General features: G+C 61.8%; 11 protein-coding genes and 3 tRNA genes. 4 read left to right on the forward strand and 10 right to left on the reverse strand.

The features are described from left to right. Window positions 1-42 precede the first annotated feature (42 nt). The 10 genes from ACFSDX_RS16600 to ACFSDX_RS16645 all read right to left on the reverse strand — a co-directional run bounded on the left by ACFSDX_RS16600 (window position 43) and on the right by ACFSDX_RS16645 (window position 10825). A complete protein-coding gene (locus tag ACFSDX_RS16600) occupies window positions 43-726 on the reverse strand; it encodes a cytochrome b/b6 domain-containing protein (protein ID WP_382315532.1) in 684 nt (227 codons plus the stop codon). Between the two features lie 35 nt (window positions 727-761). Continuing rightward, a complete protein-coding gene (locus tag ACFSDX_RS16605; RefSeq protein ID WP_382315534.1) occupies window positions 762-3554 on the reverse strand; it encodes an alpha-L-rhamnosidase-related protein in 2793 nt (930 codons plus the stop codon). A 266-nt stretch (window positions 3555-3820) separates the two neighbouring features. Further along, window positions 3821-4360, reverse strand: a complete 540-nt coding sequence (locus ACFSDX_RS16610; protein WP_382315536.1) for a GNAT family N-acetyltransferase — start codon at window positions 4358-4360, stop codon at window positions 3821-3823. Window positions 4361-4468: 108 nt separating this feature from the next. After that, window positions 4469-6490, reverse strand: a complete 2022-nt coding sequence (gyrB, locus tag ACFSDX_RS16615) for a DNA topoisomerase (ATP-hydrolyzing) subunit B (protein ID WP_382315538.1) — start codon at window positions 6488-6490, stop codon at window positions 4469-4471. A 273-nt stretch (window positions 6491-6763) separates the two neighbouring features. Further along, window positions 6764-7399, reverse strand: coding sequence for a gluconate 2-dehydrogenase subunit 3 family protein (locus ACFSDX_RS16620; protein WP_382315540.1), 636 nt, complete (start codon window positions 7397-7399; stop codon window positions 6764-6766). Between the two features lie 14 nt (window positions 7400-7413). Continuing rightward, window positions 7414-9159, reverse strand: coding sequence for a GMC oxidoreductase (locus tag ACFSDX_RS16625; RefSeq protein WP_382315542.1), 1746 nt, complete (start codon window positions 9157-9159; stop codon window positions 7414-7416). 14 nt (window positions 9160-9173) lie between these two features. Then, on the reverse strand, window positions 9174-9860 hold the full coding sequence (locus ACFSDX_RS16630) for a 3-keto-disaccharide hydrolase (protein WP_382315544.1): 687 nt from the start codon (window positions 9858-9860) through the stop codon (window positions 9174-9176). Window positions 9861-10477: 617 nt separating this feature from the next. Further along, window positions 10478-10554 (reverse strand) — tRNA-Arg (locus tag ACFSDX_RS16635). Between the two features lie 16 nt (window positions 10555-10570). After that, window positions 10571-10644, reverse strand: a tRNA-Pro gene (locus tag ACFSDX_RS16640). 93 nt (window positions 10645-10737) lie between these two features. After that, window positions 10738-10825: transfer RNA gene (locus ACFSDX_RS16645), tRNA-Ser, on the reverse strand. Window positions 10826-11107: 282 nt separating this feature from the next. On the opposite strand from ACFSDX_RS16645, the gene ACFSDX_RS16650 reads away from it, so the two are divergent. The 4 genes from ACFSDX_RS16650 to ACFSDX_RS16665 all read left to right on the forward strand — a co-directional run bounded on the left by ACFSDX_RS16650 (window position 11108) and on the right by ACFSDX_RS16665 (window position 16020). Then, window positions 11108-12109 (forward strand): VWA domain-containing protein, encoded by a 1002-nt coding sequence (locus ACFSDX_RS16650; protein ID WP_382315546.1) that lies wholly within the window; start codon window positions 11108-11110, stop codon window positions 12107-12109. Then, on the forward strand, window positions 12106-13149 hold the full coding sequence (locus tag ACFSDX_RS16655; RefSeq protein ID WP_382315548.1) for a tetratricopeptide repeat protein: 1044 nt from the start codon (window positions 12106-12108) through the stop codon (window positions 13147-13149). Before ACFSDX_RS16650 ends, ACFSDX_RS16655 begins: the two co-directional genes overlap by 4 nt. A 95-nt stretch (window positions 13150-13244) precedes the next feature. Then, window positions 13245-14426 (forward strand): acetyl-CoA C-acyltransferase, encoded by a 1182-nt coding sequence (locus ACFSDX_RS16660; RefSeq protein ID WP_382315550.1) that lies wholly within the window; start codon window positions 13245-13247, stop codon window positions 14424-14426. A gap of 127 nt (window positions 14427-14553) precedes the next feature. After that, entirely contained in the window at window positions 14554-16020 is a 1467-nt protein-coding gene (locus ACFSDX_RS16665; protein ID WP_382315552.1) for a toxin-antitoxin system YwqK family antitoxin, read from the forward strand. Window positions 16021-16156: the final 136 nt, after the last annotated feature.

Genomic DNA, 16156 nt, shown 5'->3' on the forward strand with positions numbered 1-16156 from the left:
CAAACCCTGCGCCTGACCCTGCGAAACCCTGCGGAAATCAAATTAATTCTGCTTGATTTCAGCTTCACGGGCTGGCACCTCCGCGACCTCAAACCCGGCTACCATCGAGCGGAAGTTGTTCCAGCCGGCGCGCACCACCTGGGCCACGTGCACCACAAAAAACAGCACGTAGCCGATGGTGAGCACAAAGTGCTCGATGCGCGCGGCCTCGTAGCCGCCCAGTAGCCGCGTGAGCCAGCCAAACTGCACCGGCTTATAAATGGCCAGGCCGGTGAGCACCGACCCTAGGCCCATGAGAATCACGGCGGTGTAGGCGATGCGCTGCGCACCATTGTACTTGCGCACGGGCGGCGCGGTTTTGCGCAGCCCTAGGTCGTGCAAAATCACTTGCCCGGCTTCCCGGAAGGAATGGCGGTCGGGCAGCAGGTAGCGCCACTCGCCCGAAACAAGCGTGTAACCTACGTAGAGCAAGCCGTTGAGGAAGAAAACCCACATCAGCAGGAAGTGCCACGACATGCCCTGCGCCAGCTTGTGGTCGAGGTGAAAGGCCTGGTAAAACGACTGCGGGAAGAATTTGAACAGCGTGGTATTACCCCAGCCGAGGCGGTAAATATCGTTGGCCCAGTATATCCAGAGGCCGCTCCAAATCATGAGGGCCAGCACCGGAAAGTTTAGCCAGTGAAACCACCGAATGGCCAGCGGGTGCTTCTCGACAAGTTGCTTCATAGGGGGCAATTACTGCTAAAGCCTAGGGCTCGGTTTTACTTTATTTTTTGCACGCGCAGGTAGTCGAGCATGGCTTGGTTCACGGCGCCGTTCATGTTGGCGTTGGCGGGCTCGTAGGCCAGCGTGAGTTGGGTTGTCCCCTTGGGCAGCGGCACCAGCACGGCGTTGGTAAAGCCCCAGTTCGACCATTCCCCTACCCCACGCTGCGGCAGCACAATGGTACCTAAGGACTTGCCGCCTAACCGCAGCGTGCGGATGCCGCACTTATTATCGGTATTGATGGGCCCATTGCCGTTGGCGTAGCGAAAATCTACGGCGTACAGTCCTGCTTCTGGCACCGTAACCGGAATAGTGAGCGTCCGGTTCTGGGTGGTGCTGATTTCGACAAAGCCCTGGCCTGAGTAGCCCTGGTAGGGCTGGGTAGCTTTGACAGCCACCGTTTCGAGCTGCACCTGGTGGACGGAGCCTAGCTCGCCCACTGGCAGCGGCTCGCTGGCAAACGACGCCAGCCTGCTCCCGGCCACGGCAATCACCTGGTACTCGGCGTAGGGACCGGCCGCCACCGCATATTCGGTGGCGGCAGTTGTGGCGAGTAAACGGCCATTTCGCAGCACTTTATATTGCTGCACATCGGGTTGCGCAGCCCAGCGGAGGCGGTCATCGGCCAGCGTCACCACCGGGGTTTCGGGTGAAAATAGATTAGCTATTTTATTGGTGGCCGCCGCGGCCGGTGCCTGGCTACTGAGCACAATGCGCAATGCGTGGCGGCCGGTGAGCGTGGCGGGTACAGCCGCATCGGCCAGCGGCTGGCCATCTAGGGTGATGGCCTGAATGACATTGCCAAAACCCTGCAAATCGATATCCAGCACCGCCTGGCGATATTTAAAATTAGTCAGCCGGCGGTTGCCCTGAAACGCTTGCGGCACGAAGGGGCGGAAAACCAGCCGGTCGGTTTCGTAGTGCATGCCGAACAGGACTTTATAGACCAAGCTCAGGCTACCCGACAGGCTCCAGAGCATGTTGCTGGAGTTAATTTGGGTGCCGGCGTAGTCGCCGTTTTGGGCCACGAAGTTTTCCTTGTTGGTCAGAAACAGCGCGGCGGGGCGATAAATGGCGGCCATGCTCTCGGCGAGCGCGGCCTCGTTACCGACCTTGGCGGCGGCCAGCGCCCAGTAGCTCTGCACGAAGGGCCACACGGCGTTATTGTGGTAGGGCGGGATGCCGGGAATCTGCGGGTAGATGCACGGAATGCCAAATTCGGTGGTGGGCGTGCGCGCCACTACGGTTCTGGCCCGCGCCTCGTCGGCCACGCCGAACAGCACGCTCAGCGCCTCGCCCAGTGCCTCGGCGCGGGGCGAAAGTGTGAGAAAATTGCGGCCGTAGAGGTACTGGCCGTAGTAGCCGGCGCTTTCCTGCCACAGGTGCTGGTTGATACCGGCCTTGATGGCGACGGCGGCTTGCTCATGCGCGGCAGCCACGGCGGCTTCGCCCAGTTGGCGGGCCATTTGGGCCAGCACCACGTTGGCCTGGAAATGGACGGCGTTGGTCCCTAGGTTCTGACTCTGGTAAATGTCCACCGGCTGCATCCAGCGCGGGTAAGTTTGCTCGCGCCAATCGAGAAACGACGACTCGCCGCGCACCAGGCCGGTGGCCGGGTCGTAGGCATTGGCCCTATCATCGGCAATCGACTGTTTGACAATAGGGTACACTTTGCGTAGCCACGCCTCATCACCAGTCACCTGGTAGATTTCCCAGGCGGCTACTGCCCAAATCACGCGGTCGGTCGAGCACGGGTAGGCGCCACCGGTACCGGTGTCCTGCACGATGCGGCCCTCGGGCGTCACCTTGCGCAGCAGGCTGGTCATGGCCACCTGGGGCTGCAAGGCGGCCTGCGCCAAGATAATGGAGTAGCTCACGTCGCGCGTCCAGACGCCGCCCCACTCTTTGCCGGTGCGCAGGGTGCCGTCGGGCTCCACGGCCCGGCGGGCCTCCTCCAAGGCCAGGTTGTAGAGCGCGTCTTCCAGCAAATGACCAGAGCTATACTGCGGAAAATCAGCCGTATCGAGGCTTTTTTGCCAACTGCTGGCCGTAGTTTTGGCGGCCGCGGGCTGGTTAAGCATCAGCGTTACTTCGTAGATACCGTCGCCGTCGGGGTCGTGCAGCTCCAGCTCGGGCTTGTTGGCCAGGTTGTCGAAGTCCCAGCTCAGCGGCGCGGTATTACCGGCCACGAATACCTGCTTGAAATCCTGCTTGTAGATTTTGTCGCCCTTGGAGGTGACATAGTAGCCCTGCTTTTTAAAAGCGTCGAGCACCGGCCGCATATCCAGCCGGATTTTTAGCGGCGTGTTGGGCGCTAAGTACACGTCGGCCGGCGCGGGCCGGGGGTCCACGTAGCGTTGCCCAAACACGAGCACCGGCGTTTCGAGCGCGCCGCCACCTTCCTTAGGTAGTGCTAAAAACAGATTGTCTTGACCTATCGGCAGCTCGTTGTCCTTGCCATTAGTGCTGAACTTGAACGCCACCTGCGGGCTCAAAAACGCATTGGCCGGGCTCTGGTAATTTGAGGTGAGCGCGGTGGCCGACTGGGCGCGGGCGTGGTACGGCCCCTGCACCACGCTATCGGGGTAAATGCTGTAGGCCGCCGACTGCCACAGGGCGCGGCCGGCTGGGGGTACATGCGCAGCAGCATCGGTAGTTGACCTAGGCGTTTGGCAGGAGGAAAGCATAAGAATACCGGCTAGCGTGCTGGCCGAAAACCGCAGGTAGTGCATAGAACGCTGCCGCGCTACGGCAGCTTGGGTGGGGTGAAACCACGAAAATAGGGGCATGAAAAAAGACCTGCTCCATGGGAGCAGGTCTTTCCAACCAAAACACCTTAAAAACTATTCTTTCACGCCTATACAAACAGCGAGAAGGGTAAAAGATTCCAGGGTTTACTCAGATTCTTGATTTATTTCTACCTGAGAATTAATTATCAATAGATTACGCTGCGCATCCTGCTTACTATATCTAGGATTTGGCCCGATAAATTGGCGGGGCGGGGCGAAATAGTGGCTAGCGCTTACCTAGGTACCTCAACGTGAACAGCTGCCCCCTACCCTTCTACGGGCAGCTCAAACAGGCTCACGGTGGCGTTGTGATAATGGGCTGGTAGACCCACCGTGTCGGTGAGCGCGCTTAGCCCGAGGTAGGTAAAACCGCACGCGGTGTAATGAGCAATCAGCCCGTGGTTTTCGCCGATGGTGTCCAGGCGCACAAACTTTTTCTGGTGCTGCCGGGCGTAGTCCTTGGCCCACTGCACAATGGTAGCCACGAACCCCTGACCCCGAAAATCGGGGTTGGTGGCAATGCGGTGCACGTACACTGCAGGGTCGGCATTGCGAGCGCCCCAAATCTGCGGGTCGTCGAAGGTGATGGCCCACACGCAGGCAATGGTATCGCCTACCATGAGTTTCCACTGGCGACCTTCGACTAGTTCCTGCGCTACTAGTTCCCGCTTAAAATCGGGCCATACCACGGTAGCCCTGGAGGTAGCGGCCTGGTACGCGGCTGCTAGCCGGTAGAGCCGGAAAATCTCGTCAATGTCGGCCGGCGTGCTAGATAGTATTTGCGGGGCGGTATAAGAACTTGCCATGCGGGCAGTTTGGGAAAGGGGGTTGTAAAGCGGCTAGAATGCAAAGCGCCCGCCACCCTCAAATTGGGATGGCGGGCGCAAGCTACTCAGTGGCCTATGGGGCCGTACTTACACGTCGAGCTTGGCGTACTTGGCGTTCTGCTCGATGAAGTCGCGGCGGGGCGCTACTTCGTCGCCCATCAACATCGAGAAGAGGTGGTCGGCATCAGCGGCCGACTCTACTGATACTTGCTTGAGCGAGCGGGTGGCGGGCTGCATGGTGGTGGTCCAAAGCTGCTCGGCGTTCATCTCGCCCAGGCCCTTGTAACGCTGCACGTTCACGGTTTCGGGGCGGCCGCGGCCGAGTTCCTCCGTAGCGGCGGCGCGGTCGGCTTCGGTCCAGCAGTAGCGCTCCTCTTTGCCGCGCTTCACGAGGTAGAGCGGCGGCAGAGCGATGTAGATGTGCCCCTGGTCAACCAGCTGGCGCATGTAGCGGAAGAAGAACGTGAGAATCAGCGTGCGAATGTGCGAGCCGTCGATATCAGCGTCGGTCATGATGATGACCTTGTGGTAGCGCAGCTTGTCGAAGTTCAGCGGGCCAGTTTCGTTGCCGTCATCATCGGTGCCGAAGGCCAGCGACTTGCGCTCGTTAAACGTGACCCCGAGGGCGGTAATCATGTTCTTGATTTCCTCGTTCTCCAGGATTTTGTGCTCCTGGGCTTTCTCCACGTTCAGGATTTTACCGCGCAGCGGCAAGATGGCCTGGAACGCCCGGTTGCGGCCCATTTTGGCGGTGCCACCGGCCGAGTCACCTTCGACGAGGTACAGTTCGCACACCTCGGGGTTCGAGTCGGAGCAGTCGGCGAGCTTGCCGGGCAAGGAGTTGGAGCCCAGCACGTTTTTGCGCTGCACCATGTCCTTGGCCTTGCGGGCGGCAATGCGGGCCTTGGCGGCCAGGATTACCTTGTCCATGATGCGGTTGGCCTGGCCGGGGTTTTCCTCCAGGTACTGCGACAAGATTTCGCCCACCGCGGTGTTCACCGCGCCGCTCACTTCCGAGTTGCCCAGCTTGGTTTTGGTCTGGCCCTCAAACTGCGGCTCCTGCACCTTCACCGAGATAACGGCCGTGAGGCCCTCGCGGAAGTCGTCGCCGGTGATTTCTACCTTGGCTTTCTCAAACAGCTGCCGCTTATCGCCATACGCCTTCAGCACCCGCGTCACGGCCGAGCGGAAGCCGCCCACGTGCGTGCCACCCTCGATGGTGTTGATGTTGTTGACGTAGGAATAGACGTTTTCCTGGTACGAGGTATTGTACTGCATCGCCACTTCCACAGGCGTGCCACCCTTCTCGCTTTCCACGTAAATGGGCTCCGAGAGCAGCGACGGCCGCTCGGTGCCATCGAGGTACTGCACGAAGTCGCGTAGGCCGCCTTCCGAGTAAAACTCCTCGTAGCGATAGCCTTCGGCATCGACGTGGCCCACGGCCGCGTCGCCCACGGGCTTCTCGCGGCGGTCGGTGAGGGTAATGCGGATGCCTTTGTTCAGGAACGACAAGTCGCGCAGACGGCCCGCGATGGTGGCGTAGCGGTACTCAGTTTCCGAGAAGATGCTGGGGTCGGGTAAGAACTGCACCTCCGTGCCGTGCTCGTCGGTATCACCAATTTCTTTCACCGGGTACAGCGGGTGGCCGATGGTGTACTCCTGCTCGTAGACGTGGCCCTTGCGGCGCACGGTTACTTTCAGCTCGGTGCTGAGCGCGTTTACGCAGCTCACACCCACGCCATGCAGACCACCCGATACTTTGTACGAGTCCTTGTCAAACTTGCCGCCGGCGTGCAGCACGGTCAGCACCACTTCGAGGGCCGAGCGGCCTTCCTTGGCGTGCCAATCGACGGGAATACCCCGGCCGTTGTCGCGGACGGTAACCGAATTATTTTCGTTAATCGTGACCTGAATCAGGTCGCAGTGCCCGGCCAGGGCTTCATCAATGGAGTTATCGACTACTTCCCACACCAAGTGGTGCAGGCCCTTGACACCCGTGTCGCCGATGTACATGCTGGGGCGCTTACGCACCGCCTCCAGCCCTTCCAGCACCTGAATGCTATCGGCCGAGTAGTCGGCGGGGGCTTTCTTTTCTACTACTTCACTCATGCGAGAGAGGGGGTTAAGCCGACCGGAAATACGGTCAGACAGAGAACATCCAAAGGTACCAGTTGCATTCCATTTTGCCTATTTTATGGCCCTCTTTTCCTCAGTATTTTCCGGTATTAAAAAAGCCCTTGCCAGCGATGGCAAGGGCTTTTTTAACGCTACCTAGGGCGCAAGTTGGCCGCTCGAAAGCAGGGCTTTTTCAGGGCCGCCGCCCATTGCCTCCTACTTGCGCAGCGGGAGCTAACTAGCTGATTGGGCCGCCGCGAATTGCCCCTAGGCCTGCTCCATGCCGTACTGCTTCAGCACATCGGCCGGCACGCCGGCCCAGCGGTTGGGCGAGTTGCCGACGTAGCCGATATCGGCCATGCCCATTTTGCTGCTAAAAAAGCCGCTGGCCGTGAGGTCACGCATCCGGTTGAAGAATGCCACGCCGGCCCGCATATCGGGCGTCGCCTTTTTCGGATAGGCGATTTTGGTAACCAGCTCCAGCTGCTGCGGGCTGGTGCACGCCACAAACGGCTGCCCGTAGCGCGTGGCGCTCTGCAAATCGAGCCAGCGTAGGCCGCCGCGCAGGGGCAACTGGTGCTCAGGCATGTCCTTGGCCATGAACTCGATAAACTCGGGTACCTTGGCCTCAGACGCGCTGCCCGAATGCTCATCCTTGGGGATGATGATGTCCACCAAGGTGGTTATCGTGGCCATCTCGTGCGGGGTGAAGAAGGTGGCGGCGTGCAGCTTCTTGTCGCGCGCTATTTCGTGGGGCTGCCGACCCGCTTCATCAGCTGCTTTGGCGGGCATGACTTCGGCGGCGGCCGGGGCCTGGGCCGCGTCGGGGCGGCAGCCATCAAGCAGCAGCCCGGTGCTGAGGGTAGCTAAGCCGATGGCTTTTAACGAATCACGTCTTTTCATGATACCGACTGAATTTAGGACAGGATGAGGCGCTTGCGTTGGTCCAGGATGTACTCGCTGGTGCGCATCGAGAGCGCCAGGATGGTCCAGGTGGCGTTTTTGTCACCTTGCTGCACGAAGGGCGAGGCATCGACCACGAACAAATTGCGGCAGTCGTGGGCCTGGCACCACTTGTTGAGGGCCGATTTCTTGGGGTCGTCGCCCATGCGCACCGTGCCCACCTCGTGAATAATTTTGCCCGGTGCCTCGAGGCCATAGTTGGTGTCGGCACCGGGTATTTTGGAGGTGATGATGCCGCCCATGCCGTGCATAATGGCCTGGAAGGTTTCCTGCATGTGCTTGGCCTGCTTGATTTCATCGCCGGTCCATTTGTAGTGAAAGCGCAGCACCGGAATGCCGTATTTGTCCACCACGTCGGGGTCGATTTCGCAGTAGTTGTCTTCGCGCGCGATAGCAGTGCCCCGGCCCGCCATGCCCACCTGCGTGCCGTAGAAGCGCCGGTAATCGTCCTTCAGCGCGGCGCCGAAGCCGCCGGCTTCCCGAGGCTTGCCGTCGCGACCAGGCACCAGGCCGTTGAGGTTCTGAATGCCTTTGCCGAAGCCGTAGGCCGGCATGTGCATGCCGCCGCCGTACTCGATGTGGTAGCCGCGTGGGAAGTCCAACTTCTTATTATCCAACCACCAGGGGCTGTAGATGTGCACGCTGCCCACGCCGTCCTCGTTGTAGCGCTTGCGGTCCATGAGCTGGGGCAGGAAGCCGCTCAGGCTGGCCCCCGTCGAGTCGTGCAGGTACTTGCCCACCACCCCGCTGTTGTTAGCCAGGCCGTTGGGGTGACTCACTGACTTAGAGTTGAGTAGCAGCCGCGCCGACTCGCCGGCGCTGGCCCCCAGAATCACGATTTTGGCCTTCACCTCGTATTCCTGCAAGTCGGTCTTGTCTACGTACGATACGCCGGTGGCCAGGCCGTTGGCCCCGGTCAGCACCTCGCGCACCATGGCGTTGGGAATGACTTTCAGGTTACCCGTTTTGAGGGCCGGAATCACGAGGCACGACGACGCCGAGAAGTCGCCGTAAATTTTACAGCTCCGGCCGCACTGCCCGCAGAAAAAGCAGACGCCCCGGTCCTTGTTGCCCGGCAGAGCCTCGGTCAGCACCGAGCCGCGGCCGGGTATCACCTTCACGCCGGCTTTGCTTGCCCCCTGCTTGATAAACAGCTCGTTGAGCCGGGGCTTGGGCGGGGTCAGGAAAATACCATCGGGCTCGTTTTCCAGGCCTTCCACCGTGCCGTACACCCCAATGAGGCGGTCTACCTTGTCGTAGAAGGGCTTGACCTCGTCGTAGGTGATGGGCCAGTCGTCGGTCAGGCCATCGAGGTGGTGGCTCTTAAAATCATTGGGCCCCATGCGCAGCGAGATGCGGCCCCAGTGGTTGGTGCGGCCGCCCAGCATGCGGGCCCGAAACCAGTTAAACTCGGTTTTGTCCTTAGTGGTGTAGGGCTCGCCCTCCAGTTCCCAGCCCCCGTAGGCGGCGTCGAAGTCGCCGAAGGGGCGGGTAGTCGAGGCGCCCCGCCGCGGCGACTCATACGAGAATTTCAGCTGCTGCGCATCCGTCCTAGGGTCGAAAAACGGGCCGGCTTCCAGCATCAGCACCTTCAGGCCGGCGTGGGCCAGCACGTAGCCCGCCATGCCGCCCCCGGCCCCCGAGCCCACCACGATGGCATCGTAGACCGTTGCCGACTTCTTAATCTGAAAAGTATCCATACCTAGGGCGGGGCTTAGAGCTGCTCGATGGTGATGGCCCGGAAGGCTACCTGGTGGCCGTGGTCTTGCAGCGCGATGTGGCCCTTGGGGTAGGCGGCGAAATTTTTCCAGGTCTTGAACTTGCTGTTTTCCAGCAGCGCTTTCCACTCGGGGCTGCCCATCTGCACGTCCACTATTTTGGCGTTGTTGAGGTAGAACGTGAGGTGGCCGTTTTGCTTGCGCAGCTTCACCAGGTTCCACTCGCCGGCGGGCTTGGCCACGTCCTTGGCCGGGGCCTGCATGTCGTAGAGCGAGCCGGCTAGGTGGTTGGCTTTCTTGTTGTCTTCGGCGCCTTTATTGTCGAGCACCTGCATCTCGATACCAGTGTCGTAGGTGGCCTTGAAAGCCGGGTCTTCGTGCACGCCGAAGATGATGCCGCTGTTGCCGCCCGGCGAGATTTTCCACTCCAGCTGCAGCTCGAAGTTTTCATACTCGCCATCCGTCACGAGGTCGCCCTTACCAGAGGCCTGCGGGTTGAATTGCAGCGCGCCGTCGACTACTTCCCAGGCCGACCCGGCCGTGGGCTGGAGGTAAGTATGCCAGCCTTTGGTGGTTTTGCCATCAAACAAGGATTGGGGTTTGGCCTTGGCCAGTGGCGCGGCGGTGAGCACGGGCTGACCAAGGCTGGCCAGCGCCACGAGGCTACTCAGGAAAACATTCATTCTTTTGGGGTGGGATTAGATGACGGAATAAGCTATTCGCGTCTAAATATATACCACCCGGCGCCACCCCAAAATTGCTAAAAAAAGCGCTGCCGTTTTAGCAAAAACTAGCTGGCAAACCGGCTATGCTGTGCAAGCAGCAGGCGGCCACGCAGCTCGCCCGCGCAACTGGCAGTCGGAAACGACCCCGCGCCAGGGTAGAAGGTTCAGTCTGCCCTAGGGCACGGGGGAAGAAAAGTAGTAACCATCGGCTTGGCATAACCACCCGACTGCTAGTGCTGTTGGTTCGATGACCCGTCGCGTTTAATTCTTCGTGCCAGCAGCCCCTAGCGCGACGCCAGCCGCCGCCTGCTGGCTGCCACTGGTGGGCCCGTCGGCTGCCATCGGCGCCACAGCTTCAGCGCTTTACCCACCCCTTCCCCTAGCTTTAGCGACCGCGGCAACGTGACAATAATTTTTTCACCCGTCGTCAGCAAAGTCTTAGCTACAGCACAGTTTTGCCCTTCTGCAATGCCAATGCAAAGCCGGGCAGCCGCAATACCCGGCTGGCTCTGCGAATCAATAGCAACAAAAAAAGCCTCTCTGCTTGCAGAAAGGCTTTTTTTGCTTGGGTCACGTGGTGGCCCCAATTGGATTCGAACCAATGACCGGCTACTTAGAAGGTAGCTGCTCTATCCAGCTGAGCTATGGGGTCAAATCCATTAAAAATGTCGGGGTGGCAGGATTCGAACCTACGACCTCCTGGTCCCAAACCAGGCGCGATACCGGGCTACGCTACACCCCGAGGTGTTTTTTTAATTATGAATTAAAAATTATGAATTAGAAACTGCGGTTAGGCAATTCAAAACTTATAATTTTCAATTCATAATTCAATATGCGGAGAAGGGGGGATTCGAACCCCCGGTAACCTTTAGAGCTACGGCAGTTTAGCAAACTACTGGTTTCAGCCACTCACCCACTTCTCCGTACAAGTGGCTTGCTAGGGTCCGGTTAACCTTAGCGGGTGCAAAGATAGGACAGCTTATCAATTTTTCCTTAAAATTAAGAACTTTCTGCTAGCTATTTTCCACTTACCATGCGCTTATGGTTGGTTAAGCGCGGGTTAGGTTTTTATAGCAGCAGCCTTTAGGCCGCCAATCGGACCGCAAATGAGGGCTGCTGCGCACGGCCAGCCCTAGCTTTGCTTCGTAATCGCCGACCTCGGCGGGTACCTCGGCGCCTTTCTCACCTTCCCACTGCCTGCCCTTATGCTCACCTGGGCTTATCCTGATTTTGCTTCGGCGGCGTTGGGCCTGGGGCTACTGGTGCTGCTTTTGGCCTTGCAGTGGCAGCGCACGGTGCGCCTCGGGCGGCAGCTGGGCCAAGGAGCCGGCCGCCTGGGCTGGAAGCTGCCCCTGCGGCTCACGGCGGGGGCGCTGCTGCTGCTGGCGTGGCTGGGGCCGGCCCTAGGGATGCGCCAGCAAGCCGTGCGCACCAACGGGCTCGACCTCTGGCTGCTGGTTGATGTGTCGCACTCGATGGACGCAGCCGACGTGGCGCCCACCCGGCTGCTGCGCACGCAGGCCGCCCTAGTCGAACTGGCCACTGCCTTCCCCGCCGACCGGCTGGGCCTGATTGTCTTTGGGCCGGAAGCCAGCGTGCAGTGCCCCCTGACGTATGACCAAACCGCGCTGCAACTATTTCTGACCACGCTTAGCACCCGGCTGCTACCGCCCGGCCCCACTACGCTGCGCGCCCCGCTCGACCTGCTACTGACCCGCCTAGGTTCCGCCGATGGCACGCCGGCGGCTAGTGGCGCGCCGCCGCGGGCCACGGCGGCCGTCGTCATCAGCGATGGCGAAGACTTTGGCGAGAATCTGGAGCCCGTGCTGCGCACGCTGGGCCGCACCGGAGCCCGCGTCTACGCCGTGGGGGTGGGCACGGCCGTCGGGGCGCCGGTGCCCGCGCCGGGGGGCAAAGTGGGCCTGCGCGACGCCCAGGGCCGCCCCGTCATCAGCCGGCTGCGGGAGGCCCCGCTGCTGCAAGTAGCGGCCCAGACCGGCGGGCAGTACGTGGCCCTCAACGACCGCGAAAATGGCCTCCCCACGCTGCTGGCCAGCCTGCACACCATTCCGCCCGCCAGCAGCAGCCAAACGCGCCGCCTGGTGGCCGTGGCCGATAACCGCTACCGCTACCCGCTGGGCTTAGCGCTGGCTTTACTATTGCTCGACAGCCTTTTAACGGTGCGCGTGCTGCGCCCTGACCAATGAAAATCGGGCTTCTCATTCTACTGCTCCTAGGGGCCGGGGCACCGGGGTGGCACTGGCTTTTGCGCGTGCGCGAGCACAACGAGGCCCAGGTGCAGGGGCAGGCGGCGGCCCGGCGCGGGCGCTCGGCCGAGGCAGTGTACTTCTACCAGCAGGCCGTGACGCTGGCCGGGCGCAGTGGCCCGGCCCCTACGCTGCTCCTAAATTTGGCCCAGGCGCAGGTGCAGGCGGGCCAGTTAGCCGCAGCCCGCGCCAGCTACGGCCGGCTGCTGGCCCCGGCCGTGCCCGCCGCCATTGGCAGCACGGCCCGGCAGCAGCTGGCGGTGCTGCTGGCCCGGCAGGGCCAGGCAGCGCAGGCGGTGGGTTTGCTGCGGCAGGCGCTCGTTCTTAACCCCCGGAATGCCACGGCGCGCTATAACTACGAGCTACTTAGCCAGTATCTGGCGGGGCAGCGGGCGGCGCCGCTGCCACCGCCCACCCCAAGCCAGGCGTCGGCACCGACCCCACCCCGCTCCAAAACGCCGCGCGACTCGACCCAACAGCCCGACCAAGGCCGCGAGCCTAGCCCCGGCACGCGCGCCGGCACCGACCGCGCCGGCGAAGCGCCCACCCCCGATGCCCCACCCCGGCCCGATGCTTCGCCAGCCAGCCCAACGCCCAGTGCCGATGGCCAGCCCGACAACCAGCGGGCCACGCCCAATGCCGGCACGGGCGCCCAGGGTGGCTTCCGGCCCGGCAGCGGCGAGGAGCGCCCCGTAGCCAGCGGCACGCAGCCCGGCCGGCAGCGCGGCCTCGACGCTAGCGCGGCAGCCACCGGGGCCGCCGCCCCCACCGGCCGGGGCCAGCGCCCGGGCAGCGCCAGCGCCACCGATGCCGACCTGCAACTGCAAACCCAGCGCGAGCGCCTCAAGGCTATGAGCCTGACGCCTGCCCAAGCCCAGCAGCTACTCGATGCCCTGCGCGCCAGCGAGCAGCAGTATCTGCAGCAACGGCCCCGCGACCGGCAGGGCAAGGCACCCGCGCCGGGCACCCCCACGTGGTAGTACCCCTGCCGAGCGCTCGGGCGTACTTTTGAACCGTCAAGCTAGGCTAGGTGTCTAGTCTTGGCAACTCTCTTCCCCTCCCACCCCAAGCAGTTATGCAAGTAAAAGAAGTAGTTATCGTAGCCGCGGTGCGCACGCCCATCGGCTCATTTGGCGGGGCGCTGGCCTCGCTCACGGCCGTTGAGCTGGGCGCCATTGCCCTCAAGGGAGCTTTGGATAAGGCCGGCGTGGCGCCCGAGCTAGTTGAGCAGGTTATCATGGGCAACGTGATTTCGGCGAACCTAGGGCAGGCGCCGGCCCGGCAAGCGGCCAAAAAGGCCGGCCTGCCCGACACCGTGGAGTGCACTACCGTGAACAAAGTATGCGCCTCGGGCTCAAAGGCCATCATGTATGGTGCCCAGGCCATTATGCTAGGCCAGGCCGAGGTCATCCTGGCCGGCGGCATGGAGAGCATGAGCAACGTGCCCTACTACCTCGACAAAGCCCGCTTTGGCGCCAAGTACGGCAACGGCCAAATGATTGACGGCCTGGTGAAAGACGGCCTCTGGGACCCCTACCACGACTACGCCATGGGCAACGCCGCCGACGCCACGGCCGCCCACTACGGCATCACCCGCGAGGAGCAGGACGCCTTTGCGCGCCAGAGCTACGAGCGCAGCGCCGCCGCCGCCCAGGCCGGCAAAAAGAAGGATGAAATCGTGCCCGTCACCATTACGGTGCGTGGCAAGGAAACCGTGGTCAGCGACGACGAAGAGTACACCAAAGTACAGTTCGAGAAGTTCGCGGGCCTCAAGGCCGCCTTCACCAAGGAAGGCACCGTAACGGCCGCCAACGCCTCGACCTTGAACGACGGTGCCGCCGCCGTGCTGCTGATGAGCCGCGAAAAAGCCGACGCGCTCGGCCTCAAGCCGCTGGCCCGCATCCTGGGCTTTGCCGATGCTGAGCAGGCGCCCGAGTGGTTTACCACCACACCCGCGCTGGCCATTCCAAAGGCGCTGAAGCACGCCGGCGTAGACGCCAAGGACGTGGATTTTTACGAAATCAACGAGGCCTTTTCGGTCGTTTCGCTGGCTAACAACAAGCTGCTCAACCTCGAAGGCACCAAAGTCAACGTGTACGGCGGGGCCGTGAGCCTGGGCCACCCCCTAGGGGCCTCCGGCGCCCGCATCGTGACCACGCTGCTGAGCGTGCTAGCGCAGGAAGGCGGCAAAATCGGCGTCACTGGCATCTGCAATGGCGGCGGCGGGGCTAGCTCCATCGTACTCGAAAAGCTGTAACGCAAAGTAGCGCAAGGTTAAAAAAGGGTTCGCAAGGCTTGGGCTATGACTGCACGTCTGGCCTGAACCTTGCGAATCCTTTTTTAACCTTGCGCTAAAAGCGGGGGCGTTTGCGTTCTCTTCCTCTATGAAATACCTGTTGCTTATTAGTTTGCTACTCGGCACCGTGGCAGCCCACGCCCAGCGCCAGCAACGCGTCGTGGTTTATTTTGACTCTACTAAAACCCGTCCGCGCGAGATTTTTCGGGCGCTCGTAGCGCGCGATACCGTGATGCAAGGGCCGTACAAACGCTTTTACCGCAGCGGCCGGCTGGAGGCCCAAACCCGTTACACCGATGGCAAGCGCGACTCGCTCTACGTCGAGTTTCACACCAATGGCCAGCGGCGGCTAGAGGCCACCTACCGCGCCGGCGAGCGCCAGGGGCCATTCAAGACCTATTACCCCGGCGGGCAGGTAGCGCAGGCGGGCACTTTCGTGGATGACCAGCCCAGCGGCCCGCTCACCACCTACCACCCCACCGGCGAAATCAAGCTCCAAACCACCCTCGACGGCAAGGGCCAGCCCACCGGCGCGGTGCGCGAGTTATACGCCAGCGGCCAGCCCGCCGCCGAGGTCACCTACCTCAACGGCCAGCCCAACGGGCCGGTCAAGTTCTTCTACCCCAATGGTAAAGTACAGAGCGAAGGTACGTTGCGCGGTGGCTTGCTGAGCGGCTCGTACAAAACCTACTACGACACCGGCCAGCTCGAAAGCGAAACCGTGCTCAATGACCAGACCGGCAAGGGCACCTACCGCTCGTACTACGCCACCGGCCAGCTCCAAACCGAAGGCACCTACGCCCCCGCCGCCGTGCAGGAGCGCGCCGTGACCAACAAGCTTGGCGACGACCTCACCAAGCGCGTGGCCCCGCGCACCGGCACCGCCGCCCTCGATGGCCTGGCCACCTCCTACTACCCCAGCGGCAAGCTCAAAAGCAAGACCACCTACCGCCTGGGCGTGCCCACCGGCCGCGCCCTCGACTACTACGAGAGCGGCCAGCTGAAGGAAGAAACCGACTACTCGGCCCAGGGCCGCGACCACAAAACGGTGCGCTACTACGACGCGGCCACCCCCACCCGCCAGGCCGAGGAGCAGTACCGCGCCAACCACCCCGTGGGCACCTGGCACGAGTACTACCCCGACGGCAAAACGCCCCGCAAAGTCGAAACCTACGCCCCCACCGGCCGCCTGCAGGGCGAGCGCCTCACCTACTTCGATAACGGCCAGGTGCAAACCCGTCAGCAATACGAGCTTGGCCTGCAAACCGGCCTAGGGCAGCAGTATTTCGCCTCGGGCAAGCTCTGGAAGGAAGGCACGTACCTCAAAGGCCTGCTTTCGGGCCCCTACCGCGAGCTGCGCGACGATGGCACCCAGGCCGAAGCCGGCCAGTATAAAAACGGCAAAACCAGCGGCGAGTGGACCTACTACAAAGCCGACGGCCAGGCCATCGACCACCAGGTCACGTTCCGCGACGGCAAGCCCCTGGGCACCGCCACCCGCACCAAGCTCAACGGCAAGCCCTACGTGGCGCCTAAGCCCAAGGCGAAGAAATAGCGTGTAGTATATATTATTTATAAAGTCAGATTTTCAGCGGTAAATACTGCTGAAAATCTGACTTTTACACTTTTTACCGGCGGTTGGTACGCGTCGGTTTTTGCTCGAAATCGCGCGGCATATCGAGTGGGGTACT

Source organism: Hymenobacter bucti, assembly GCF_042681145.1.
Classification (GTDB): Bacteria; Bacteroidota; Bacteroidia; order Cytophagales; family Hymenobacteraceae; genus Hymenobacter; species Hymenobacter bucti.

Bases quoted from the DNA above. Each gene is read 5' to 3' on its own strand.
- gyrB (WP_382315538.1), bottom strand. From the start codon at position 6,490: ATGAGTGAAGTAGTAGAAAAGAAAGCCCCCGCCGACTACTCGGCCGAT.
- ACFSDX_RS16660 (WP_382315550.1), top strand. From the start codon at position 13,245: ATGCAAGTAAAAGAAGTAGTTATCGTAGCCGCGGTGCGCACGCCCATC.
- ACFSDX_RS16630 (WP_382315544.1), bottom strand. From the start codon at position 9,860: ATGAATGTTTTCCTGAGTAGCCTCGTGGCGCTGGCCAGCCTTGGTCAG.
- ACFSDX_RS16655 (WP_382315548.1), top strand. From the start codon at position 12,106: ATGAAAATCGGGCTTCTCATTCTACTGCTCCTAGGGGCCGGGGCACCG.
- ACFSDX_RS16625 (WP_382315542.1), bottom strand. From the start codon at position 9,159: ATGGATACTTTTCAGATTAAGAAGTCGGCAACGGTCTACGATGCCATC.
- ACFSDX_RS16600 (WP_382315532.1), bottom strand. From the start codon at position 726: ATGAAGCAACTTGTCGAGAAGCACCCGCTGGCCATTCGGTGGTTTCAC.
- ACFSDX_RS16605 (WP_382315534.1), bottom strand. From the start codon at position 3,554: ATGCCCCTATTTTCGTGGTTTCACCCCACCCAAGCTGCCGTAGCGCGG.
- ACFSDX_RS16620 (WP_382315540.1), bottom strand. From the start codon at position 7,399: ATGAAAAGACGTGATTCGTTAAAAGCCATCGGCTTAGCTACCCTCAGC.
- ACFSDX_RS16650 (WP_382315546.1), top strand. From the start codon at position 11,108: ATGCTCACCTGGGCTTATCCTGATTTTGCTTCGGCGGCGTTGGGCCTG.
- ACFSDX_RS16610 (WP_382315536.1), bottom strand. From the start codon at position 4,360: ATGGCAAGTTCTTATACCGCCCCGCAAATACTATCTAGCACGCCGGCC.
- ACFSDX_RS16665 (WP_382315552.1), top strand. From the start codon at position 14,554: ATGAAATACCTGTTGCTTATTAGTTTGCTACTCGGCACCGTGGCAGCC.